At 68.7% G+C, this 25,534-nt stretch carries 2 protein-coding genes; both read left to right on the top strand.

Translation table 11 applies throughout. The features are described from left to right. Nucleotides 1–11 precede the first annotated feature (11 nt). Complete coding sequence (locus E8A74_RS43050; RefSeq protein ID WP_269749936.1) at nucleotides 12–10,913, top strand: type I polyketide synthase; 10,902 nt, start codon at nucleotides 12–14, stop codon at nucleotides 10,911–10,913. Then, nucleotides 10,910–25,447, top strand: a complete 14,538-nt coding sequence (locus tag E8A74_RS43045; protein WP_136934963.1) for a non-ribosomal peptide synthetase/type I polyketide synthase — start codon at nucleotides 10,910–10,912, stop codon at nucleotides 25,445–25,447. The genes E8A74_RS43050 and E8A74_RS43045 overlap by 4 nt, the downstream gene beginning before the upstream one ends. Nucleotides 25,448–25,534: the final 87 nt, after the last annotated feature.

Raw genomic sequence — 25,534 nt, 5'->3', positions numbered from 1 at the left:
GTGCGACGGGGCTGGGGAAGATGGCTTCGGTGGCGCTCCCCGAGGAAGCTGCGCGTGCGGCCTTGGAGGGGATGGCGAGCCGGCTCGCGATTGCAGCGGTCAACGATCCGGGTTCTGTGGTGCTCGCTGGAGAGGCGTCAGCGCTCTCCGAGGTTTTGGAGCGCCTGCAAGGCCAGGGCGTAGATTGCCGGATGTTGCGGGTGAATTACGCATTTCACAGCCCGGTGATGGCGCCGTTCGAGGGTGCGCTGGTGCAGGAGCTTGGGCGCGTGGCGGTGGGGCGCGCGGCCCGGAGGATGTACAGCACCGTCACGGGCGAGCAGATCAAGGGTGAGGACCTCGGCGCCGGTTATTGGGGGAAAAACCTGCGGGAGCCGGTCCAGTTCGCGCAGGCGATCCGCTCTGCCGTACGAGATGGGGACCGCGTCTTCGTGGAGGTCGGCCCGCACCCGGTCCTGTCGAGCAACCTGGAGCAATGCCTCGTGGCGAGCGGGGAGAGCGGCCAGGTCGTGGGGTCGCTGCGGCGAGAGCGTGACGAGCAGCGTACGATGTTGCTGTCGCTGGGAGCGCTGTACGCGGGAGGGTATCCCGTGGAATGGCAGCGGCATTATCCCGGGGGAGGGCAATGCGTGCTGCTGCCGACGTACCCGTGGCAGAGGCAGCGATATTGGATCGACGGCGGGCGTGGGACGCGGCGCGCGGAAGCGTCGGGACACCCGCTGCTCGGGGAGCGTTTGCCCGTTGCCGGCGCGGGAGCGGTATTCGATAGCTCGCTGGGTGTCCAGACGACGCCGTATCTCTCGGATCACCGTATCTTCGAGCAAGCGGTGGTGCCGGGGACCGCGTTCCTGGAGCTTGCGCACGCAGCGGCGGCAGCGCGTGGGGGCCCGGGGCAGCACCGTGTGAAGGAGATGGTGCTGCAAACGCCGATGGTGCTCCCGGAGGCGGGGGAGCGGCGGGTGCAGGTGGTGCTGTCGGACGGGCCGGAGGGCCTGGGGGTGGCGATCTACAGCCAGCCCGGGGCCGCGCTTGCAGGCGATCCGTGGACCGAGCACGTCACCGGGCGGGTACAGCCGTGCCTCGAGGAGGCGGAGCCTCCGGCGATCGATCTCGCGGCGGCGCGCGCGCGGTGCCGTGAGAAGCAGGCCACGGAGCAGCTTTACGCGAAATGGCGGGAGGCAGGGCTCGCTTATGGCCCCGCTTTCCAGGGGATCGTGGATCTCTGGTGCGGCGAGGGCGAGGCCATCTCCCGGCTCGTGTTGCCCGCGGAGGCTGGCGACGACGCGGACGCTTATGGAATCCACCCGGCGCTCCTCGATGCGGCGCTGCAAACCCTGGGCGCAGCGATGGGCGCCTTGGCCGATGGGTTGGTGTACCTGCCGTTCGAGATCGGGGGATCCACCGTCTGGCGACCCGGAGCGACCGCGGCGTGGGTGTACGCGCGGCCGACCCCCGGGCGGAGCGCCGGTGCCGAGTTCCTGTCGGGTGACGTCGTGGTGTTGGACGAGCGCGGCGAGGTGCTGGCGGAGGTGACCGGCGTGCGGCTGAAGCGCGCCGAGGCCGCAGCGCTGCGCCACGCGGAGGGGGGCGCGCCGTCGGGTTGGTTGTATTCGCTGGCCTGGCAAGAGGTGAAGGCGCCCGACGATACGGGACTGTCGGCGGGCACGTGGCTCGTGCTGACAGCGGGCTCGGCCCTGGGAGAAGCGCTGGCGGCGAGCCTCCGGGCGACGGGCGCGCATTGCGTCGCCGTCTCCTTGGGCGCAGACGTCACGACGAGCGCGGCGGAGGCGCTTGGTCCTGCGCTCGACGCGTCAGGCTCTGCATTGCAAGGTGTCGTGTGCCTCTTTGGCGCAGAGCGGACGCTCGCGGACGCGACAGCGGACCGGGTCTCCGCGCTCACGGCGGCGGCGCTGACGCTGGTGCAGGCGCTCGGGACGCGCAGGGCGGCGAGCGCGCCGCGGCTCTTCTGGGTGACCGCGGGCGCGCAGGCCGTGCACGCGAGCGAGGCGGTAGCGGTGGCCGAGGCGCCGCTCTGGGGACTTGGCCGTGCGGTGATGCTGGAGCACCCGGAGCTCGGGTGCACGCTGATTGACCTGGAACCTGGGGCGCCGGATGCCATTGGCTCCCTGCGGCGAGAACTCGGCGCTGCGGACGGAGAGTCCCAGGTGGCCTATCGCGGAGGCAAACGTCACGCGGCGCGACTGATCAAGACGCCGACGCGTGCGGGCCTTGGGGTCCCCGACGCGACATCCTATCGCCTCGAGACGGCGGCGCGAGGCCTCCTCGACAAGCTCTGCCTGGTCGCGGCGGAGCGGCAAGCCCCTGGCGCGGGTGAGGTCGAGATCCGGGTGACGGCCTCGGGGCTCAACTTCCGCGACGTGATGAATGCGCTGGGGATGTATCCGGGCGAGGCCGGGCCCCTCGGCGGCGAGTGCGCAGGAATCGTCACGGCCGTGGGGGAGGGCGTCTCGCATCTCGCCGCAGGCGACGCCGTGATGGCGCTGGCACCGCGGGCCTTCAGCCGGTTCGTGACGGTGGACGCGCGCCTCGTGGCCCGGCAGCCGCAGGGTCTCTCGGCCGAGCAGGCCGCGACGGTGCCCATTGCCTTCCTGACGGCCCTGTATGCGCTGCGCGACCTGGGGGGGCTGCGGGCCGGCGAGCGGGTGCTGATCCACGCCGCCGCGGGTGGCGTGGGCATGGCGGCCGTGCAGGTCGCCGCGTGGGCGGGCGCCGAGGTGCTGGCCACGGCGAGCCCGTCGAAATGGGACGTCGTCCGGGCGATGGGCGTGCGGCACGTCCAGAGCTCCCGAACGCGCTCGTTTGCCGAGGCGTTCCGGGCGGTGACCGGGGGCGCCGGCGTGGACATCGTGCTCAATGCCCTGACGGGTGAGCTGGTGGACGCCGGGATGGAGCTGCTCGCGTCCGGGGGACGGTTCCTCGAAATGGGCAAGACCGATCTCCGCTCGCCATCGGCGGTGGCGGCGGTCCATCCGGGCATCCTCTATCGAGCGTTCGACCTGCTCGAGGCCGCTCCAGCGCGGATCCAGGAGCTCTTCGGGACGATCCTGGAGGGCTTTGCCGCTGGCCACCTGCGCCCCCTCCCGGTGCGCTCGTTTGCGATCACCGACGCCGAGGCCGCATTCCGGCTCATGGCCCAGGCCCGGCATATCGGCAAAATCGCCCTGCTCCCTGTCGGCGAGGCCGTGGCGTCGCCCATCGTTGCGGAAGGGACGGTGCTGATCACAGGTGGGCTTGGCGCGTTGGGGCTGCACGTTGCGAGGTGGCTCTGGGAGGAGCACCGCGTCGGGCATATCCTGCTCGTGGGCCGGCGTGCGCCGGAGGGAGAGCGCCTGTCCGCGGTGGAGGCGCTGCGTGCGGCGGGTGCGCGGATCACGGTCGCACAAGCGGACGTGTCCGATGCATCGGCGGTCCGTGCGCTGCTCGACGCGGTGCCGCCCGAGGTTCCGCTGCGTGGCGTGATTCACGCGGCGGGTGTTTTGGACGATGGCATTTTGACGCAGCAGAGCCCGGAGCGCTTCGAGCGAGTGCTCGCTCCGAAGGTGCGCGGCGCGTGGAACCTCCACGTCGAGACGCGGGCGCTCCCGCTTGATTTTTTCGTGCTCTTTTCGTCTGCGACGTCGGTGCTGGGCTCAGCGGGACAGAGCAACTACGCGGCAGCGAATGCGTTCCTGGACGGGCTTGCGGCGCAGCGGCGTGCCTCGGGGCAGCCGGGGCTCAGCGTGAACTGGGGAGCGTGGGCCGAGGGAGGCATGGCGGAGGCGCTGGACGAGGTGCAGCGGAGCCGGCTCGCGCGGCAGGGAATGGGCACGATATTGCCCAAGGAGGGTCTCCGGCTGCTGGAGCAAGCGTTGTCGCGTCCCGAGGCGCAGCTCTGCGTATTGCCGGTGGATCTGCGAGTGCTGCGGCAATCGCTTGCAGGCGTGGTGCCGCCGCTGTGGCGCAGTCTGCTCGTGCAGCGGCCAGGGCGAGCGCCCGCGGCGAAGGGGTGGGCCGCGTCGCTCCTCGGGATGGCGCCGGAGGCGCGGCTCGGGGAGATGGCAGCATCGGTCCGTGCCGAAATCGCGAAGGTGTTGGCGCTGGGAGCGCCGAGTGACGTGCCCTCGGAGCGCCCGTTGAGGGAGCTGGGGCTCGACTCGATGATGGCGGTGGAGCTGCGCAACGCGCTCGCCGCGCGTGTGGGCAGGACGCTGCCGGCGACGCTGGTATTCGATCACCCGACGGTGGAGGCACTTGCGCGGTATCTGCTCGGCCAGCTCCAGCCGGCAGAGAGCAAAAGCGCAGCGGCGCCCGCAGCGGTGTCGGTGTCGACGGAGGAGCCGATCGCGATCGTGGGAATCGGATGCCGATATCCAGGAGGCGTGAAGGACCTCGATAGCTTCTGGCGCTTGCTGGACGAGGGCGTGGATGCGATCGGCGAGGTGCCCAAAGAGCGTTGGGACATCGACGCCTATTACGATCCAGATCCTGACGCGCCGGGGAAGATGACGACACGGTGGGGCGGGTTTCTCGATGGAGTGGATGGTTTCGACCCGGGGTTCTTCGAGATCTCGCCGCGGGAGGCAGCGAGCATCGATCCGCAGCAGAGGCTGCTGCTGGAGGTGAGCTGGGAGGCGCTGGAGCGTGCAGGGCAAACGCCGTCGCGGCTGCTGGGAAGCGACACGGGCGTGTACATGGGGATATGCAGCAACGAATACCAGACGATGGCGCTATCGCAGCCCGAGGCGATAGATGCGTATTCGCTGCTGGGGACGGCGCATAGCACGACGGTAGGTCGCCTGTCGTACTGGCTTGGGCTCAAGGGGCCGAACGTGCCGGTGGACACGGCGTGCTCGTCGTCGCTCGTGGCGGTGCATCTGGCGTGTCAGGCGCTCCGCGCTGGTGAGTGCTCGATGGCGCTCGCTGGCGGCGTCAACCTCATGCTCTCGCCCGTCGCCACGGTGTACTTCAGCAAGGTACGGGCGGTGTCGCCCACGGGGCGTTGCCATACCTTCTCGGCGGACGCGGATGGTTATGTGCGCGGCGAGGGGTGCGGCATCGTCGTGCTGAAAAGGCTCTCGGACGCGGAGCGGGACGGCGATCCGATCCTGGCGGTGCTCCGAGGCACGGCCGTCAATCAGGACGGGCGAAGCAATGGCTTGACGGCCCCCAATGGTCCCTCGCAGGAGGCGGTGATCCGCCGCGCGCTCCAACAGGCGGGCGTGGCGCCCGCGGCGGTCGGGTACGTGGAGGCGCACGGGACGGGCACGCCGCTGGGCGACCCGATCGAGGTGCAGGCGCTCGGCGCGGTGCTGGGTGAGGGGAGGCCGGCGGATCAACCCGTCGTGATCGGCTCCGTGAAGTCGAACTTCGGCCACGCCGAGGCCGCCGCGGGGGTGGCGGGGCTCATCAAGGCGGTGCTCGCGCTCCGCCACGATCGTATCCCGCGGTCGCTGCATTACACGGGGCCGAACCCCCACATTCCGTGGGCCGAGCTCCCGGTGAAGGTGGCCAGCGAATCCCTGCCGTGGCCCAGGAACGGCGCGCCGCGCATTGCAGGGGTGAGCTCGTTCGGGCTCAGCGGGACCAATGCGCACGTGGTGGTGGCGGAGGCGCCCGCGCCGCGGACGATCGTATCTGCCCCCTCGGAGGGGCCGAGCGTCCTGCTGCTCTCGGCGAAGACCTCGGAGGCGCTGGCCGCCCAGGCCGGCGCATGTGCGAGCTTCCTGTCTGGAGAGCTGACGGCGGGTCTCGACGATATCGCCTACACGGCGAGCGTCCGCCGAGCCCACCACACGCACCGGCTCGCGGTGGTGGGCCGGGGGCGGGACGATCTCCGTACAGCACTGGAAGCTTTTGCGCGTGGTGAGCGCGCCGCTGGGCTCGTACGGGGCGAGGCGCGGTCGGGCGCGCGACCGAAGCTCGTTTTCGTGTATCCCGGCCAAGGCGCGCAATGGCTCGGCATGGGACGCGAGCTCTTCAGGGAAGAGCCGGTCTTCCGCGCCGCCGTGGAGGCGTGTGATCGCGCCATCGCGCAAGAGTCCGGCGTCTCGGTCATCGAAGAGCTGCACGCGGCCGCAGATCGCTCTCGGCTCGCGGAAATCGACGTCGTCCAGCCGGTCCTGTTCTCGATGTCGGTCGCGCTGTCGGCACTATGGCGCGCGTGGGGGGTCGAGCCCGACGCGGTCGTGGGCCATAGCATGGGCGAGATCGCGGCGGCGCACGTCGCGGGTGCGATGTCCCTGGAGAGCGCGGCGAGCGTCGTGTGCCGCCGGAGTCGGCTCCTCAAGAAGCTCATCGGCCGCGGGGCCATGGCGCTCGTGGAGATGACCGTCTCCGAGGCCGCGCAGGCAATCTCGCCGTATGACGGCCGGATCTCGATCGGCGGCAGCAACAGCGCGCGGGCCACCGTGCTCTCGGGTGAAATCGCCGCGCTCGAAGAGCTGATGGAGCGCTTGCGCGGCCAAGGGGTTTTCTGCCGGATGGTGAAGGGCACCGTCCCTTCGCATGGCCCCCGGGTGGATTTCCTTCTGCCGGAGCTCCGTGACGTCCTCCGTGGGGTCGAGGCCCAGGCCGGCGCGGTTCCGATCTATTCGACGGTCACCGGCGAGGTAAACGACGGCGCGATGTACGGCGTCGATTACTGGCTGCGCAACCTCCGCGAACCGGTGCTCTTCGCGCAGGCCGTGGAGCGCCTGCTCGCGGACGGTCATGCGCTGTTCGTCGAGATGAGCCCACATCCGATCCTCACGCCCGCGATCGAGGAGACCATGCGTCGCGGCGAACGCGGAGGGGTGGCGCTGCCGTCCCTGCGCAGGGAGCAGGACGAGAAGCGGGAATTGCTCCTGTCGCTGGGCGCGCTCTACGCAAACGGCCACGCCGTGGAATGGGAGCGGTTTTACCCCTCGGGGGGGCAGTGCATCCCCCTGCCGACGTATCCATTCCAGCGAGAGCGCTACTGGCTGGAGGAGGCGGCGGTCGCCGCGCCGCGTGCATCGCGCGCTGGCGCGGGCCATCCGCTGCTCGGCACGTCCTTTACGGTCGTCACCCAGCCCGGCGCGCGATTCTGGGAGCGGACGCTCGGCATCGAATCGAGCTCGTACCTCACCGATCATCGGGTGGAGGACGAGGTGGTGCTGCCGGGCGCGGCCTACGTGGAAATGGCGCTCGCCGCAGCAGCCGAGGTTCATGGCGAGGGCGCGCACGCCGTCGAGGAAATTTCTTTCGAGCGGATGCTGACCTTGCCCCAGGGGAGCGCCCGGACGGTGCAAGCGGTGCTCACGGAGCAGGGGCCTGGCCGTGCTTCGTTCCAGGTGTCGAGCCGTGACGCGTCGGACACGGCGTGGGTGCGGCATGCGACGGCGAGCCTCCGCGTGGGCGAGCGCGTGCCAGACAAGGCCTTGGTGCACGAGCTCCCCAGCGCGATCCAGGCGCGCTGCCCGGCGATCGTCTCCGCGGCGGACCATTACCAGCGGATGGCTGGGCACAGGATTGGTTATGGCCCCGAATTCCAGGGCGTCGAACAGCTCTGGATCGGGCCGGACGAGGTGCTCGGCCGCGTGCGCTTGCCGGACGGGGCCGCGCGGGAGGCCGCCTCGTACCGGATTCACCCTGCATTGCTCGATGCCTGCTTTCAGGTGGTGAGCGGGCTGTCTCCGGTTCGGGACGGCACGACGGGCGAAGCGGCGCCGTATGTGCCGATAGGGCTCGCGCGAGCGAGCCTCGCGCGCCGGCCTGGGCGCGAGATGTGGGTGCACGCGCGCCGCCGCGACGGTGAAGGCGGCCCCGAGGGCGTTTTCAGCGGCGACATCGTCCTCTTCGACGACGACGGGCAGGTCTTCGGAGAGGCCAACGGGCTTCGTGTCCAGCCGCTCTCGCCGAGCGCGCTCGGGCGCAAGGCTCCTCAAGAGAAATGGCTGTACGCGCTTGCGTGGCAAAGAAAAGACCACGGTGTCGCCCCCCCCTCGCCGCGCACCGAGCCATTGCCCGGGGCCTACCTGTTGTGGATGGACCGACGCGGAACGGGTGCGGCGTTGTCCGCGCTTCTCGCGGACCTGGGCGAGCGTTGCATTCAGGTGATCGCGGGGGAGCGAGCCGCGCGCGTACGCGAGGGGCTCTACGAGGTCGACCCCTCGGACCCCGAGGGGTATCGGTTCGTGCTGCGCGACGCGTTCAGCAAGGAGCAGCCTTGCCGTGGGGTCATTCATCTGTGGAGCCTGGACGCAGCAGAGACCGGCGCGACGAGCGCCGAGACGCTCGAGAAGGACCAGCGCCTCGGGATCGTGAGCGCGCTGCACCTCGCGCAGGCGGTCCTGCGCGCTGCGTGGCGCGATCTGCCGCGGCTCTTGTTGGTGACGCGCGGAGCTCAGGCGGTCGGGGCGGAGGCCGAGGTGGCGATTGCGCAGGCGCCGGTGTGGGGATTCGGCCGTACGCTGGCGCTCGAGCATCCGGAGATGGAATGCACGCGCCTGGATTTGAGCCCGCAGCCCGGAGCGGATGAGGCGACGGCGCTGCTCGCGGAACTCTTGTCGAGCGATGGCGAGGATCAGGTCGCGCTGCGGGAGGAGGGGCGTTGGGTGGCCCGCCTCGTCCGGAGCTCCTTCCAATCCGATCGAGGGACGGGCGCCGCCCGCCGGCTCGAGCCCGCGAAGGGCCGGCCATTCCGCCTCGAAATCTCGGAGCCGGGCGTGCTGGAGCGCCTCACGCTGCAGGGGATCGAGCGTCGCCCGCCCGGCCCTGGGCAGGTCGAGATCGAGGTCGACGTCGCGAGCCTGAACTTCATCGATGTCATGAAGGCCATGGGCATCTACCCTGGGCAGGGCGACGGCGCCGTTGCGCTCGGGAGCGAGTGCGCCGGCCGCGTCGTTCGTGTCGGGGAAGGCGTCGCCGATGCGATGGTCGGGCAGGACGTCATCGCGCTCGCCTTGGAGGGCGCGAGCTCCCACGTGACCACGGATGCTCGTTTCGTTGTACCGAGGCCCTCCTCGATCGGTATCGACGAGGCGAGCGCGATCCCGGTCGTCTATTTGACGGCATGGTATGCCCTCCGCCACGTGGGTCGCCTCTCCGCGGGCGAGCGGGTGCTCATCCATTCTGCCGCGGGGGGCACGGGCCTCGCCGCCATCCAGATTGCGAAGCTGCTCGGCGCGGAGATCTTCGCCACCGCGGGGTCTCCCGAGAAGCGCGAGATGCTGCGCGGCATGGGAATCCGCCACGTCATGGACTCCCGCACGCTCTCCTTCGCGGAGGAGGTGCTGGAGGCGACGCGCGGCGAGGGCGTGGACGTGGTGCTGAACTCGCTCGCGGGAGAGGCCATCACGAAGAGCATGTCGGTCCTCGCGCACGACGGGCGCTTCCTGGAGATCGGCAAGCGCGACATCTATGCGGACCGCCCGATGGGCCTTTCCCATTTCCGCAAGGCCCTCAGCTACTCCGCCATCGATCTTGGCGGCCTGCTCAACAGAAAACCGGCGCTCGTCAGCGCCCTCCTCCGCGAGGTGATGGCAGAAATCGAGGCGGGGAGGCTCGCGACCCTTCCTTGCCAGCGATTCCCCGCGTCGAGGGTCGAGGAAGCGTTCCGCTTGATGGCGCGGGGGCAACACGTCGGCAAGATCGTGGTCGACATGCGTGATCCGGAGGCCCGGATCGCGACATCCATGGGCGCGGCTCGATCGGGCATTCGTGCGGACGGCAGCTATCTGATCACCGGCGGTCTCGGCGGCCTCGGCTTGTCCGTGGCCGCGTGGATGGTCCGCGCGGGCGCACGCCATCTCGCGCTGCTCGGTCGCAATGGCCCCTCCGAGGCGGCGCGGGCCGCTATCTCCGCAATGGCGGAAGCGGGCGCAGAGGTGCGCGTCCTCCAGGCGGACGTCGCCCTTTGCGCGGATGTGGACCGTTCGCTCGCGGAGATCGAGCAGCACATGCCGCCGCTCCGCGGTGTCGTGCACGCGGCGGGAATCCTCGAGGATCATACCATCGTGGAGCTCTCCCGGGAGCACGTCCGCAACGTCATGGGTCCCAAGATGCAGGGCGTTTGGAACCTGCACACCCGGACGTCGCACAGGCCGCTCGACTTCTTCGTCCTCTACTCCTCGGCAGCCTCGCTGGTAGGCGCGCCGGGCCAGGCGAACTATGCGGCGGCCAATGCATTCCTGGACGCGTTCTCCCATCACCGGCGGACGCTGGGGCTGCCGGCGCTGTCGATCAACTGGGGACCGTTCTCCGAAGTGGGCCTCGCGGCGGCGCAGCAGAATCGCGAGCAGCGGCTCGTGAATCGAGGCATCAAGAGCCTCTCGCCGGCGCTCGGGCTCGAGGTGCTGGAGCGCCTGCTCGCGGGGGAGCATGCCCAGATAGGGGTGTTCGATCTCGACCTGCGCCAGTGGCTCGAGTTCTACCCGAGCGCGGCGGGAATGCCGCTCTGGTCCGAGCTCCAGCGTGAAGGGACGCGCGCGCAACCAGGCGCGGGCGAGGCGCTCAAGTTCCGGCAGACGCTGGCGACATCCCCGCCGGCCGAGCGTCCGGCGCTGCTCGGCCGCCTCCTCGCCGAGGAAATCGGCAGGGTGCTGCGATTGCCTGCCGCGAAGATCGATCCCCTGGCCGCGTTCAGCACCCTGGGTGTGGACTCCTTGATGAGCCTCGAGCTTCGCAATCGACTGGAGGTCAGCCTGGGCATCAAGCTCTCCGCGGCCCTCCTTTTCACGTATCCCAACATCACGTCCCTCGTGGATCACCTCTTGGACAAGATGGAGTTCCGCGCAGAGGCAAACACATCCGAGCCAGCAGACGTTATCGGACCTGTGGTCGAGCCCCTCGGGGGGGTCGACGCGGGCGCCGATGCGGAAGAGCTCCCGGACGACGCGCTGCTGGCCGCGTTCGACGAATCGTTGAATCGTATCAAGACGGAAAAGCTGCGATGACCGCTTCTGTTCAAGAGTATGCCAATCGCCTGCGTGAGGCGATGCTGGTCCTCAAGCAAATGGAGTCGAAGCTCGAGGCCATGGAGCGCGAGCGGACGCAGCCGATTGCCATCATCGGCATGGGTTGCCGATTTCCTGGCGGCATCACGGGGCCGAATTCCTTCTGGAAGCTGCTCGAGCGCGGCGGCGACGCCATCACGGAGGTCCCCGCCGAGCGCTGGAGCCTCTCGGGCGCGGTGGATGGCGACGACGTGTCCGCCGAGGCGCGCGCCGTCCGCTGGGGAGCCTTCCTCAAGGACGTGGATCTCTTCGACGCGCAGTTCTTCGGGATCTCCCCGAGGGAGGCGATGAGCCTCGACCCACAGCAACGATTGCTCCTCGAGGTCACCTGGGAGGCCTTGGAGCACGCCGGTCAGGTCCCCGAAAGCCTCGTGGGGAGCCGGACAGGGGTGTTCGTGGGCATGTCGAGCAATGACTTCTCCCTTCTCAAGGCCACCGTCGGCAGCGCCAAGCGCGACGTGTACGACGTGACCGGCAATGGTCATTGCTTTCCTCCCGGACGTCTGTCCTATGTCCTCGATTTCCGTGGGCCGAGCCTCGCGGTGGATACCGCCTGTTCCTCGTCGCTCGTGGCGATCCACCTCGCCTGCCAGAGTTTGCGGAACGGAGAGAGCGCGCTGGCCCTCGCGGGCGGCGTCAACCTGATGCTCTCCCCGACGATGACGGACCTCATTTCGACCACGGGTGCCCTCTCGCCTGACGGACGCTGCAAGACCTTCGACGCGCGGGCCAATGGATTCGTGCGCGGCGAGGGTTGCGGGGTCCTCGTTCTCAAGCGCCTCTCGGATGCCATGGCCGCTGGCGATCGTGTCCTCGCGGTGATCCGGGGCTCGGCGATGAACCAGGATGGCCGCTCCACGGGGCTCACTGCGCCCAACGTGCTGTCGCAGCAGGCTCTCTTGCGGAGCGCGCTGGAGAGCGCCCGGGTCTCGGCCGCAGACATCGGTTACATCGAGACGCACGGGACGGGGACCTCGCTCGGAGATCCCATCGAGCTCGAGGCGCTCGGCGCGGTGCTCGGCGCGCCGCGCCTGGACGGCTCGGTCTGCGCGCTCGGGGCGCTGAAGACCAACGTAGGCCACCTCGAGGCAGCAGCGGGGGTCGCGTCGGTGATCAAGGTGGTGCTGTCCATGCAGCACCAAGCGATTCCAGGGAACCTACATTTCAAGAAGCTCAATCCGCGGATCAACCTCGATGGCATGCCGTTCGTCATTCCGACGGAGAAACTCGCATGGGGAGCGAGCGGCAAGGCGCGCCTCGCGGGGGTGAGCTCGTTCGGGATCAGCGGGACCAACGCGCATGTGGTCCTGGAAGAAGCGCCGCGTGTTGCCGGCGAGTCCGCCGCCGCCGATGCGTGGGTCGTCTTGCCGCTCTCGGCGAAGAGCCGCGAGGCACTCGCCGCCCTGGCCGAGGCGTATCGTAGGGCATGGGCCGACGGCGCGGCGACGAGCCTACGCGATATCGCATATACCGCGAGTGTCCGGCGCAGCCACCACGCGCATCGGCTCGCGGTGGTGGGCCGGACGCGGGACGAGATCGCTGCATCGCTGGAGGCATTCACGCGAGGCGAGGCTGGCGCGGGGGTGGTGCATGGCGATGCTACGCCCGGCGCGCGTCCGAAGGTGGTGTTCGTGTATCCCGGTCAGGGATCGCAATGGGTAGGGATGGGGCGCCGGCTGCGGGAGGAGGAGCCGGCCTTCCGCGCCGCCCTCGATGCGTGTGACCAGGCGATCGCGCGCGAATCGGGCTTCTCCGTGATCGAGGAGCTCCACGCCGACGCCGAAAGGTCCAAGCTCGCGCAGATCGACGTCGTCCAGCCGGCGCTTTTTGCGATTGAGGTGGCCCTCACGGCATTGTGGCGATCGTGGGGCGTGGAGCCGGACGCCGTGGTCGGCCACAGCATGGGGGAGGTCGCCGCCGCGCACGTCTCCGGTGCGCTCAGCCTCGAGGACGCTGCGCGGATCATCTGCCGTCGCAGCAAGCTGCTGCGTCGGGTGAGCGGCCAGGGCGCGATGGCGCTCGTGGAGCTCTCGCTTCCGGAGGCGGAGGCGGCGATTCGGGGCTTCGAGGATCGGTTGTCGGTGGCCGTCAGCAACAGTCCGCGGTCCACGGTCCTCTCCGGGGATCCCCGCGCGCTCGACGAGGTGGCCGCCCGGCTCACGCAAGAGGGCGTGTTTTGCCGGATGATCAAGGTCGACGTCGCCTCGCACAGCCCTCAAATGGATCCGCTGCTTCGGGACATCGTGGATTCGCTTGCAGCGCTATCGCCGCGTGCTGCCCGCATCCCGATGTACTCCACCGTCACGGGCGCGGTGACCTCGGGCCCGGAGCTCACCGCCGAGTACTGGGGTCGCAACCTGCGAGCCCCGGTGCTGTTTTCCCAGAGCGTGCAGCGCCTCCTGCAGGAAGACCACACGCTGTTCGTGGAGATGAGCCCGCATCCGATCCTGGTGCCGGCGATCGAGGAGGCATTGCGGCACGGCGAGCGCACCGGCGTCGCGCTGCCTTCTTTCCGGCGGGAGCAGGACGAGCGGCGCGAGCTCCTTTTGTCGTTCGGGGCGCTCTACGCCCACGGTTTTGCCGTGGATTGGAAGCGCCTCTACCCGTCGGGCGGCCAATGCATCGCGCTGCCGACCTATCCATTCCAGCGGCAGCGATACTGGGTCGAAGCGCCCCCGCCCATGGACGCCGCCGCCGCGCGCCGCCTGCCGCTGCGCGACGAGGCCGCCGGGCTCACTGCCGAATCGCACGCAAAGAGCGCGTCGGACGAGGAGGAGCCCTCCGATCGATGGCTGTACGAGCTTGCATGGCATCGCAAGGATCGCGCTGTGGAAGCTCCCGAAACGGGCGCGAAGCCGTCCACCGGCGCCTTCCTGCTGTGTATGGACCGGGGTGGGGCGGGCGCCGCGGTTTCGGCGCTCCTCGAGGCTCGGGGCGAAGCCTGCGTGCAGGTCCTCCCGGCGGAGCGATATGCGCGCATCCGCGAGGGGCTGTACGAGGTCGACGGGCGGGATCCTGAAGGCTATCGGGCCGTGCTCAAGGATGCCTTCGGCGCGGAGCGACCCTGCCGCGGCGTGATCCACATGGGGAGCCTCGACGCCACGCCGATCGAGCAGACGACGCCGGAGACGCTGCACGCGGATCAGCGACAGGGGACCATGAGCGCGCTCCATCTCGCGCAGGCATTGCTCGGAGCCGGATGGCAAGGGCTTCCCCGGCTGCTTCTCGTGACACGTGGAGCGCAACCGGCAGGGTCCGCGGTGACGGCGCCCGCGCAGGCCCCGGTATGGGGCATCGGCCGGACCCTTTTGCTGGAGCACCCCGAGCTCCGCTGCACCCAGGTCGATCTGAGCCCGAAGCGAGGTGAGGACGAGGCGTCGGCGCTGCTCGGCGAGCTTGCCTCGATGGATGGGGAGGATCAGGTCGCCCTGCGCGAGGACGGGCGCTACGTGACCCGCCTCGTCCGAACCAGCGCGCGGACCACGAATGCGAACGGAATCGAGGGCCCCACGATCCGCTCGGACGGTTCCTATCTGATCACCGGTGGTCTCGGCGGGCTGGGGCTATCGATCGCGCAATGGATGGTCGAGAAGGGCGCGCGCCATGTGGTCCTGGTCGGTCGCAGCAAACCGACCGACGCGGCGCAGGCGGCCATTGCCGCCATGAAGGAGCGGGGCGCCGAGATCCGGGTCGTCGCAGCGGATGTCTCGCGGTCCGCCGACGTCGATCGAATGTTCGAGGACATCGAGCGGCACGCGCCGCCGCTCCGGGGCGTCCTCCACGCGGCGGCGGTGATCGATGACCGCATGGCGGTGGAGCTCACCTGGGAGTCCTTCGAGAAGGTGATGGGCCCCAAGATCCTGGGCGCCTGGAACCTGCACACCCGGAGCTTGCGCTCGGGGCTGGACTTCTTCGTGCTGTATTCCTCGGCTGCTTCGCTGGTGGGCTCGCCCGGCCAGGGGAACTACGCGGCATCGAATACGTTCCTGGATGCGCTCGCGCACCACCGCCGGGCGCTCGGGCTCCCGGGGCTGTCCATCAACTGGGGACCGTTCTCCGAGGTGGGGCTCGCGGCGGCGCAGCAAAACCGCGGGGAAAGGTTATCGTATCGCGGGATCAAGAGCATCTCGCCCGAGGAGGGCGCGCACGTGCTCGAGCGTCTGCTTCGCGCGGGGCTCTGCCAAGCCGGCGTGCTCGATCTGAATCTGCAAAAATGGCTCGAATTTTATCCCGCCGCTGCGGGGAGGCCGTTGTGGTCGACGCTTTCGCGCGAGGGTGACTCGGCGAAGCAGAATGCAGGGCAGGCAGATCGTGTCCGCGACGCGCTCATGAATGCCGCACCCGAGGAGCGTCCGGCGCTCCTCGAGAGGCACATCATCGAGGAGCTCGGCAGGATCCTGCGCCTCCCCGCCGCGAACATCGATCGCCGCGCCGCGTTCGGCAGCCTGGGCGTCGACTCGCTCATGAGCCTGGAGCTCCGCAATCGGCTGGCGACGAGCCTCGGGCTCAAGCTCCCGGCGACCCTGCTCCTCACCCATATCGACGTCGCGTCCTTGGGCCAGTCCCTGCTCGCGCAGCTCGCGCTCGATGCCAGCGAGGCCGAGGCCTCACCCCTCCCGGTTGCCCACGCGTCCGAGACGGCGCCGGCATCCGAGCAGGGGGGCTGGGCGCCGCTCTCGTATGGTCAGCGCGCCCTCTGGTTCCTGTACGAGTCGGTCCCGGAGAGCACCGCATACAACGTCATCCCCGCGCTCCGCATCCGGGCTCGCCTGGACGTCGCGAGCTTGCGGCGCGCATTCCAGCAGCTCGCACGTCGCCACCCCTCGCTGCGCACGACCTATGCGCTGCGCGGAGAGGAGGTCCTTCAGCGCGTCGAGCCGAGCGTGGAGGTACCGTTCGATATCGTGGATACCTCCGGGTGGAGCGATCAGGAGCTCCCCCAGCGCGTCGCCGACGCCGCGCATCAGCGCTTGAACCTGGAGCGGGGCCAGATCCTGAAGGTAGAGCTCTTCTCGCGCTCGCCCGAGGATCACGTGCTCTTGATCGTCGTGCACCACGTCGCCGTCGATCTCTGGTCCCTCGGCGTGATCATGAAGGAGCTATCGGCGCTCTACGCGGCCGAAGTTCGGGGCGCACGTGCTGAGCTGCCCGCGCTCCCCGCCACGTACGTCGACTTCGCGCGCTGGCAGGTCGACATGCTGGCTGGCGCGGAGGGACAGCGGCACCTCGAATACTGGAAGAAGGAGCTCCGCGGCGAGCTGCCCGTGCTCCATTTGCCAACGGACAGGGCCAGACCGCCGGTGCAAACCTATCGTGGCGGCCTGCACATCTTCAGCCTGCCCCCGGAGCTCGCCAAGAGAATCAAGTCGTTCGCGCGCACCGAGGGCACGACGCTCTACACGCTCCTCCTCGCTGCCTTCAAGGTGCTGCTCCACCGGATCACCGGGCAGGGTGACCTCCTCGTGGGCTCCGCGGTGGCCGGGCGCAGCAGCGATCTCTTCCAATCGGTCGTCGGCTATTTCGTCAGCCCGGTCGTCCTGCGCTCCAACTTCGAGGACGACCCCACCTTCCGCGCCGCGCTGCACCGGATCACCCAGACCGTGCTCGGCGCGATCGAGCATCAGGATTACCCGTTCCTGCTCCTCGTGGAGCAGCTTCTGCCGTACCGGGATCCCTCGCGCACGCCCATGATCGACGTCATGTTCGTCCTGCAGCGATCCCATATCTTCGATGAGATGGCAGCGCTCGCGCTCGGCGACCCGAACGCGCGGCTCATGCTCGGGGACCTGGAGATGGAGTCTTTCTCCTTGCCCGAGCGGGAGGCGATGTTCGATATCACGATGATGATGGCCGAGGCGAAGGGCACGTTCTTCGCCTGGCTCCAGTACAACGCGGACCTGTTCGATGCCGCGACGATCGAGCGGATCGCGGGCCAGTTCGTGGTGTTGCTCGAGAGCATCGTGGAGACGCCGGAGCGCCGGGTCTCGGAGCTGCCGCTGCTCACGAATGCCGAGCGGCAGCAGGTGATCTCGGCGTGGAACGAGACCGACACCGCATACCCGAAGGATCGCTGCGTCCACGAGCTCTTCGAGGCGCAGGCGGCGAGGACGCCGGACGCCGTGGCGGCGGTGTATGGCGAGCAGCGCATCTCGTATGGAGAGCTCGACCGGCGCGCCAATCGGCTCGCCCATCACCTGCGGTCGCTCGGGGTGGGGCCCGAGGTGCTCGTCGGCATTTGCATCGAGCGGTCGGTGGAAATGGTGGTGGGGCTGCTCGGGATCCTCAAGGCGGGAGGGGCGTACGTTCCGCTCGACCCGACCTATCCCAAGGAGCGACTCGCCTTCATGCTCCGGGACACGCGCGCGCCGGTGGTCATCACCCAGGTGCGATTCCAGGACCGGCTGCCCCAGCACGACGGCCACGTCGTCTACCTGGAAGAGGGCGACACGCTCCTCTCGGACCTGCCCACGTCGAATCCGGCGTCGGGTACGACGTCGAGGAGCCTGGCGTATGTGATCTACACGTCGGGCTCGACGGGCCAGCCCAAAGGCGCCGCCATCGAGCACCGGTCTATCACGCGCCTGGTGCTCGATACCGATTACGTTCGGATCGACCCGACCGATCGTGTCGCCCAAGCGGCGAATTGCGCGTTCGACGCGGCCACGTTCGAGATATGGGGCCCCCTCTTGAACGGCGCCTCCATCGTCGGCCTGTCCCGCGACGTCACCCTGAACCCGCAGGAGCTCGCGCGGAAGCTACGGGAGACGGGGATCACCACGATCTTCCTCACCACGGCGCTCTTCAATCAGATCGCGCGTGACGCCCCACAGGCCTTCGCGACGGCGCGCACCGTCCTGTTCGGGGGGGAAATGGTCGATCCGGGCTGCGTCCGCGAGGTGATTTCGCACGGCGCTCCGGCGCGGCTGCTCCACGTTTATGGTCCGACAGAGACCACGACGTTCGCTTCCTGGCACCTCGTCGAGAACGTACCGGGGGACGCAGTGACCGTGCCCATTGGGCGGCCTATCGCGAACACCCGGCTCTATGTGCTGGACGCGCACATGCGACCCGTACCGATCGGCGTGCCGGGGGAGCTCTACATCGGCGGTCCGGGCGTGGCGCGCGGATACCTGAATCAGCCCGAGCTCACCGCCGCGAGGTTCGTGGAGGATCCCTTCTCGAATGAGCCCGGCGCGCGGTTGTACAAGACGGGTGACGTCTGCCGAAGGTCGCCGGACGGCGCGCTCGTGTACCTGAGGCGCGCCGATCAACAGGTGAAGATCCGCGGCTTCCGCATCGAGCTCGGGGAGATCGAGAGCGTGCTCCTGCAATACGCGGGTGTGAAGGACGCGGTGGTCGTGGCGCGGGAGGACACGCCCGGCGACCGGAGGCTCGTCGCCTATGTGGTCGCCGACCGGAGCCGCACCGCGCAGTCGGAGAAGGGCGCGGACCTCGCGAGCCAGCAGATCCAGGAGTGGTCGGCGCTCTACGACGATCTCTACCAAAAGCCGGCGCTGGGAGACGACGCCACGCTCAATACCATCGGCTGGGAGAGCAGCTATACGCGACAGCCCTACGCCGAGGAGCTCATGCGCGTTTGGCGCGATTGCACCGTGGCGCGCATCCGCGCCCTCGAACCGCGTCGCGTCTGGGAAATCGGCTGCGGCACGGGCCTCCTCCTCTTGCAGATCGCTCCGGGCTGTGACGCCTATCTGGGCACCGACTTCTCCGAGCCTGTCCTCCAGAAGCTCCGCCCGGAGCTCGTGATGCGCGGGCTCTCCCACGTGCGCCTGGAGCGCCGGGAGGCAAACGCATTCACCGGGGAGGACGCCGGGACGTATGACACCATCATCCTCAACTCGATCGTCCAGTACTTCCCGAGCTCGGCGTATCTGCGGGAGGTGATCGAGGGCGCCGTGCGGGCGGTCGGGCGCGGCGGCAGGGTGTTCCTGGGCGACATTCGCAATCAGGCCCTGCTCGAGGCGTTCCATGCCTCCGTCGAGCTCTATCGGGCCGCGCCGGACACGCCGGTCGCGACGCTGCGCGAGCGGTGGAGCCACGCCGTCGAGTCCGAGGGCGAATTGCTCGTCGCCCCTGATTTCTTTCGATCGCTCTGCGACGAAATCCCGAGGCTCACGCATGCCGAGATCTGGCTCAAGCGCGGTCGCGGCGACGATGAAATGACTCGCTACCGCTACGACGTCGTGCTCTTCGTCGAAGAGGAGCTGGAGGCGGTGAGCATCGATGCGTCGCGGCAGTGGGAGCGAAGCGACGACCTCACCTCGCTCTCGCAATGGTTGCGAGAGGCCAAGCCACGCACGGCCGTGATCACGGGGATCCCGAGCGCGCGCGTGTACGCCGATTGTCACGCCATGGATCTGCTCTCGAAGGACGAGGGGACCGCGGGCGAAATCGCCGCCCTCGCCGCCTCCGCCGCGGAAGGAGCCGTTTCGCCCGAGTCGCTAGGGGAGCTCGGGGAGAGCCTCGGGTACACGGTTCGTCTCACCTGGTCGGCTGCGTCGGGGCACTCTCATTTCGACGCGCTCCTCGAGCGAGACGCAATCGCGGCGAGGCCGAAGGCATGGCGCCCGGAGCCGGCGGCTTCGCGGAGCACGGCGCAAGGCACCATCAACAACCCGCTCCGGTCGCGGCAGGCGGAGCTGCTCGTCCCGTCGCTCCGCGAGCTCGTGAAGCGCAAGCTGCCCGAGTACATGGCCCCGTCCGCGTACGTCGAGCTGGACGTGCTGCCGCTGACGCCGAACGGCAAGGTGGACCGCAAGGCGCTCCCAGCCCCCTCGCGGTCCCGATCCGAGGCGCAGGGCGATTACGTGGCACCGCGCTCCGCCAAGGAGGAGCTGCTGACCGCGATCTGGGGGGACGTCTTGCGCGTCGAGCGCGTCGGCGTGCACGATAACTTCTTCATGCTGGGAGGCGACTCCATCCTCGCCATTCGGGTCATGAGCAAGGCGCAGCAGGCAGGCCTCGCCCTTTCCGTGCGCCAGATGTTCGTGCACCAGACCATTGCGGGGCTCGCCGGAGTGGCCACCACGGCGGCCAGGCAGGAGGCCGATCAGGGGCCCGTCACCGGCCCCGTGGAGCTCTCCCCCATTCAGCGCTGGTTCTTCGACGAGGATCGCCCCGAGCCGCACCATTTCAATCAAGCCGTCCTGCTCGAGACGCGCGAGCGCATGGATCCGCGCCTCCTCGAGCGAGCCGTCGCGGAGCTCGTACGCCATCACGACGCGCTGCGACTCCGGTTCCTCCGCGAGGGCTCGTCGGTCCGCCAGATCAATGCCGGGCTCGACGAGAAGGTGGAGGTCGTGGAGATCGACCTTTCGGCGATAGCCGAGGAGCAGCAGGTGGCGGCCATCGAGGCGCGCGCTGCGGAGCTGCAGGCGAGCCTGCGGCTCGATGAAGGGCCGCTCCTCCGGGTCGCGCTGCTGGATCTCGGACCGGAACGGCCGGGCAGGCTGCTCTTCATCATTCATCACCTCGCGGTCGACAGCGTATCGTGGAGGATTCTGCTCGAGGACCTCGAGACCACGTATCGCCGACTGCGGAGCGGAGAGCTGCCGGAGCTACCCGCCAAGACGACGTCGTTCAAGGCGTGGTCGGAGCGTCTGTCGGCCCATGCGCGTACGGACGTGGTCCTCAGGGAGCTTGCGTTCTGGCAGGCGCTGCCCGCCGCCACGCCGCTGCCGGTGGACGCGGTGGGCGGCGCAAACACCGTGGCTTCCGAACGTCGCGTGGAGGTCGCGCTCGACGCGGAGGAGACCCGCGCGCTGCTCCAGGACGTGCCGTCGGTCTACCGCACGCAAATCAACGACGTACTCTTGACCGCGCTCGTCCGGGCGTTCGAGGCATGGACCGGCGAGCGCTCGCTGCGCTTCGATCTCGAGGGGCACGGCAGGGAGGAACTGTTCTCCGATCTCGACGTCTCGCGCACGGTCGGATGGTTCACTGCTCTGTTCCCGGTATCGATCGAGCTCCCAGGCTCGTCGCCGGGAGAGGCGTTGAAGAGCGTCAAGGAGCAGCTCCGGCGCATTCCGGAGCGGGGCGTGGGGTATGGCCTGCTCCGTTATCTCTCCCCTGAATCGATGCTCCTTTCGCAGGGCGTCGAGCATCGGTCTCCTGAGGTCAGCTTCAACTACCTGGGGCAGATGGACGCGAGCATGACCTCCTCGGAACTCTTCCGCTGGACCGACGGGCCCACGGGCCCGCTGCACAGCCCGAAAGCGCGCCGCGGCCATTGGATCGAGATCAATGGCTGGGTCGCCGAGGGGCGCCTCTCTGTCGTCTGGGCATACAGCGAAAACATCCACCGGCGGGAGACCATCGAGGCGTTGGCCCGGCGGTTCATGACGGAGCTACGCGCGCTCTTGGCGCATTGCCTCTCCCCAGAGGCCGGTGGCCGTACGCCGTCGGACTATTCGCTGGCGCACCTCACGCAGGGGGCGGTCGACCAGCTTGTCGGCCGGGGCCGCGAGGTGGAGGACCTCTATCCGCTGACGCCCGTGCAGCAGGGCATCCTCTATCACATCCTGCGCGAGCCCTCGTCAGGTGTGTACTTCAATCACATGACCTTCCGGATCGCCGGCCGGCTCGACGTCGAGGCGTTCCGCGCGGCGTGGCAACGCGCCCTCGATCGACACCCGATCCTGCGGACGAGCTTCGTCTGGGAGGGCGTGGAGGAGCCCTTGCAGGTGGTCCATTCCGGCGTCGAGCTGCCGTGGGTGGAGCATGATCTCCGCGGTCTTACGGCAGGCGAGAAGGAGGCTTTCCGCGCGACGTTCCTCGCGGAGGACCGCGCCCGCGGCTTCGATCCGGGGCGCGCCCCGTTGCTTCGCTGCGCATTGCACCGGCTTTCGGAGGATGAGGTGGAACTCATTTGGAGTCATAACCACCTCCTCCTGGACGGCTGGTCGATGGCGCGCGTCCTCAAGGAGGTCTTCGACGGCTACGAGGCGGCGCACCTGCGGAGCGCGGCACGGCTGCCTTCGCCGCGTCCTTATCGCGACTACATCGCCTGGCTCGGGCAGCAAGATCCGGTACGCGACGAAACGTACTGGAGGCGTGCGCTCGAGGGCTTCTCCGAACCGACACCGCTTTTCGTCGATCGTCCGAAAGGTTCTGTGGCGGCCCCCGCGAACCTGGCGCCCATGGAGGATCGCCGGCTGTCAGCCGATGCGACCGCCGCACTGGATCGGCTCGCGCGCACGGAGGGGCTGACGCTGAGCACACTGGCGCAGGGCGCGTGGGCGCTCCTCCTTTCGCATTACAGCGGCCAGAGCGACGTGGTCTTTGGCGCCACGATGTCGGGCCGCTCCGGTGGGCTCGACGGAATCGAGTCCATGGTCGGCATGTTCGTCAACACGCTGCCCGTCCGGGTGCGCGTGCCGCCGGACGTTCCCGTCCTATCCTGGCTGAAGCAGCTCCAGGAGCAGCAGGCCGAGATGCTTCCCCACGCGCACAGCGCGCTGTCCCGCGTGCAGGGATGGAGCGACGTCCCGCGCGGCCGAGCCCTATTCGAGAGCTTGCTCGTCGTGGAGAACTATCCTGTCGATGCGTCGCTGCGGCAGGGATTGCACGGGCTCGCCATCAAGGAGGTCTGCACCATGGAGCAGACCAACTACCTCCTCACGGTGCTCGTCGTGCCCGGTCCCGAGCTGCTGCTCCGGATCGAGTATGCCGCGGACAGGTTCGATCCCGCGAGTGTTGCGCGGATGGTCGGCCATTTCGCGATCTTGATGGAGGGCCTCGCGGCGGCGCCGTCGCGGCGGGTCGCGGAGGTGCCGCTGCTCTCGCAGGGCGAGCGGCACGAGCTGCTCTTCGGATTCAACGACACCCGGACCGACGCCATCGTCGCGGACCGCGTGCACGAGCTGTTCGAGGCGCAGGCGCGGAGGACGCCCGACGCGGTGGCGGTGGAGTTCGAAGGGCAGGAGCTTTCGTATCGCGAGGTGAACCAAAAGGCCAACCAGGTCGCGCATCACCTGCGATCGCTGGGCGTGGGACCGGACGTGAATGTCGGGATCTGCGTCGAGCGTTCCATCGCGATGGTGGTAGGCCTGCTCGGCATTCTCAAGGCAGGCGGGGCCTATGTGCCCATCGACCCGCTCTCCCCGATGAAGCGCATCGTGTCGATGATCGAGGACGCGGCGGCGCCCGTGCTCCTGACGCAGGCGAGCCTTGCCCCGCGCCTCCCGGCGGGCGGAGCCAGGCTTATCTGCCTCGACGCGGACGAGGAGGTCCTTGGCCGCGAGCCGGCGCATGATCCGGCCCCGACCGGGACGCCGGACAGCCTGGCCTATATCATTTACACGTCCGGTTCGACCGGCGAGCCCAAGGGCGTGGCGATGCCGCACCGCGCGCTCGTCAACCTGCTCACCTGGCAGCTCCGCAGCTTTGGGGGCCCCGCCGCGACGCGCACGCTGCAATTCGCGTCGATGAACTTCGATGTCTCGTTCCAGGAGATCTTCTCCACCTGGAGCGCGGGCGGCACGCTCGTCCTGCTCCGTGACGAAGAACGGCGCGATCCGCTGGCGCTGCTCCGCAAGCTCGACGAGGCGCGCATCCAAAGGGCATTCTTGCCCCCCGTCGTGCTCCAGCAGATCGCCGAGGCGGCACCACGCGAAGAGATCCTCCCGAGGGCGCTCGGCGAGATCATTACTGCGGGCGAGCAGCTCGTGATCACGCGCCCGATCATCCACCTCGTGCGCGCCCTCCCGGGATGCGTCCTCCAGAACCATTACGGTCCTACGGAGGCGCACGTGGTCACGGCGTTCACCCTCCCCGAAGCATTGGAGCCCGGCCCGGCGCCGATCGGGCGGCCCATCGACAACGCGCAAATCTTCATCCTCGACGCCCGCATGGAGCCTGTGCCCGTGGGGATCCCCGGCGAGCTTTACATCGGCGGCGTGTGTCTGGCCCGGGGCTACTGGAGGCGTCCCGAGCTCACGCAGCAAAAATTCGTCGCCGATCCTCGCAGCGGCGAGCCTGGTACGCGCCTATACAAGACAGGGGATCGCGCGCGATATCGCGCCGATGGGACCATCGAGTTTTTGGGGCGTGCTGACAACCAGATCAAGATTCGTGGCTTCCGGATCGAGCTCGGGGAAATCGAGGTGGTGCTGGGCCAGCACCCGGACATCGACGAGGTCGTCGTCGTCGTGCACGGGGATTCGCCTCAGGACAAGCGCCTCACCGCGTACATCGTGGAGCGCGAGGGCGCTTCGCCCACCGCCGCGGAGCTGCGCGCTCACCTCCAGACCAAGCTGCCGGACTATATGATTCCCGCTGCATTCGTGCGGCTCCCGGCCATGCCGCTCAGCCCGAACGGCAAGGTCGACAGGCGGGCGCTTCCGGCCCCGGAGCTGACGCGACCCGAGCGCGATGCCAATATGCTCGCCCCGCGGGACACCACGGAGCTCGCGCTCGTCAGGATCTGGGAGGAAATCCTCTCCGTCCACCCGATTGGCGTACACGACGACTTCTTCGCCCTCGGAGGGCATTCTCTGCTGGCCGTTCGCCTGATGACGCGCATCAAGGAGGAGCTCGGCCGCACCCTGCCGCTCGCGGCGCTGCTCGAGGGGCCGACCATCGAGGCCATGGCGCTCAAGCTCCGCGACCATCATGCATCAAAACGATGGTCGCCGCTCGTCACCCTCCAGCCGTCTGGCCGCGGGCGCCCGATCTTCTTCGTGCACCCCCTCGGAGGCATGGTCCTCTGCTATGCCGATCTGGCGCGCCACTTGGGCAATACGCGCCCGTTCTACGCGCTCCAGGCCCAGGGCTTCGACGACGGCCTGGAGCCTCTCACCCGGATCGAGGACATGGCCGCGCAGTACGTCGAGGCGCTGCGCGAGGTTCAGCCGAAGGGCCCCTATCTCCTGGGCGGCTGGTCGCTCGGCGGGACCATCGCATTCGAGATGGCCCAACAGCTTCTTGCCGCGGGGCAGGCGGTGGACCTGCTCGTCCTGCTCGATTCCGTGTGCCCCGACGCCGAGACTCCGTTCGTGGTATTCGACACGGCGGAGGCGGACGTGTTCCTCGTCGCCGCGATGGCGAGGGGCCTCGGCGTGTCCTTCTCGGACGCCGAGCTCTTTGGCCTCGATCCGGAGGCGCGCCTCGGCCGGGTGAAGGAACTCCTGGCGCAGGCGCGCGCCATCTCCCCGGGGCTCGACATGAACCGCCTGGCGTTGGCCGTGAAGAAACACGCATCGGCCATGTTCGATTACCGGCCCCGCCATTACCCTGGCCGCATCGTCTACCTGCGTCCCACGCAGCAGGTCCCCCCTGTCCTCGGCAGGGAATCACAGTTCCTCACGGATCCGAGCCTCCTGTGGGCGAAGCACACCGCGCAGCCCGTTGAAGTTCGCGACGTACCTGGAGACCACTTCTCGATGGTCATCGGCCCTCACGCCCGCACCCTTGCGGACGAACTTGGGCGGTGCCTGCTCGAGGTTGATCCGTGACCCCCATGACTTGCGCTTGTTCGAGACGTTTTTTCAGGGTACGACGAGAAAGCTTCTCTTCTTGTTCCTGAGCGCTCGAACGCGCGT

The sequence above is a fragment of the Polyangium fumosum genome, assembly GCF_005144585.1.
Classification (GTDB): Bacteria; Myxococcota_A; Polyangia; order Polyangiales; family Polyangiaceae; genus Polyangium; species Polyangium fumosum.
The sequence above is the reverse complement of the archived record's forward strand: the minus strand, read 5'-3'. Positions and strand labels throughout refer to the sequence as shown.